The sequence below is a fragment of the Leptolyngbya sp. AN10 genome (assembly GCF_050565645.1).
Lineage (GTDB): Bacteria > Cyanobacteriota > Cyanobacteriia > Leptolyngbyales > Leptolyngbyaceae > Leptolyngbya.
On the sequence record NZ_JBNXVP010000111.1, the window covers coordinates 1 to 1,046 of the forward strand.

Annotated in this window: 2 protein-coding genes; both read left to right on the plus strand. The window is 50.8% G+C overall.

Features of this window, described 5'->3' with window-relative positions:
- Positions 1 to 79 precede the first annotated feature (79 nt).
- Complete coding sequence (locus ACQ4M5_RS41775; RefSeq protein WP_430681695.1) at positions 80 to 286, plus strand: hypothetical protein; 207 nt, start codon at positions 80 to 82, stop codon at positions 284 to 286.
- 26 nt (positions 287 to 312) lie between these two features.
- The coding region (locus tag ACQ4M5_RS41780) for a hypothetical protein (RefSeq protein WP_430681696.1) at positions 313 to 1,046 on the plus strand (734 nt) is incomplete at its 3' end.

Consider the following 1,046-nt stretch of genomic DNA (forward strand, 5'->3'; position numbering starts at 1 on the left):
CCACCTCTAAATAATCGGTTGATGAAGTGAAAAGCCGCTAAGATCACGACAAATCAACTTTGAAGTCGGAGTCAGCATCATGGCAAGCATCGAAGTCATTATTCGAGACGACGATGGCAATATTATCAGTCAGAAGCCAGCCAAGCAGGTGAACTTGAAGAATGCGAACTTAGATTCGATAGAAGCGGAGGTCGAGAACTGGCGCAAAGAAGCGTTGCCAGAGATCGAAGCCGAACTGCTGCAACAGGCACAGACAGAGTTTACAGCGGGGGAAAAAACAAGCTAGGACTGCGGTGTAATGGAACACGGCAAGTGAGGTTAAAAACCTTGCATGGCGCATTTGAGTTTGCGGTGCAGAAGTATCAATTTGAGGGTATCAGTCTGAGCGATTTAGAGTTAACACAGCCAGAGGGTCATCCTGATTTAGGTCGAGGACTGCAAGAGTTCTGTGCTTACTACAGCAATCGATTGAGTTACCAAGAAGTTGCGGCACTGGTGGAACGGCACTGTGGAGCGCGAGTGCTGAGTTGCCAAACGATTTGGCACTTGGTTCAACAACAAGCCTTACACCTGAGCGAGACGATAGAACGCACGACTGTTGCTCACCAGAGTGATGCTGCGATTGCCGTCACGAATGAGATTGACTTGTACGATAGCCGTTGTGCCGAAGTCCTGTTGTTCGATGATGCGATTGGTGTGAAAGCCCAGAAACCAGAGCGTTCCCGTTCACCGGTTCCAGAAGCAGAGCGGTCTGAGCATCCGAAGACCGTCTCGACCGATGTCGTCGTGCTACAAACAGCGCCCCAGCAGTTTGAGTGTTTGAGTGCCCCCATCGCTGCGGATGGCAGCCTGCGATTGTCGATTGAAGCGGTGGTGCAAGGGCGAGTTCAACAGGTTTATGGGAGATCGACGCTGCTGCCATTAGTGGTCATCAGTGATGGGGCAACCGTCATTCGTCAACGCTGGACTCGCACCTTTGGCAGTGCAGTCCTCGTCATCCTAGACTGGTACCATTTGTGTGAAAAATTCCGGCAACTGATGTCAAT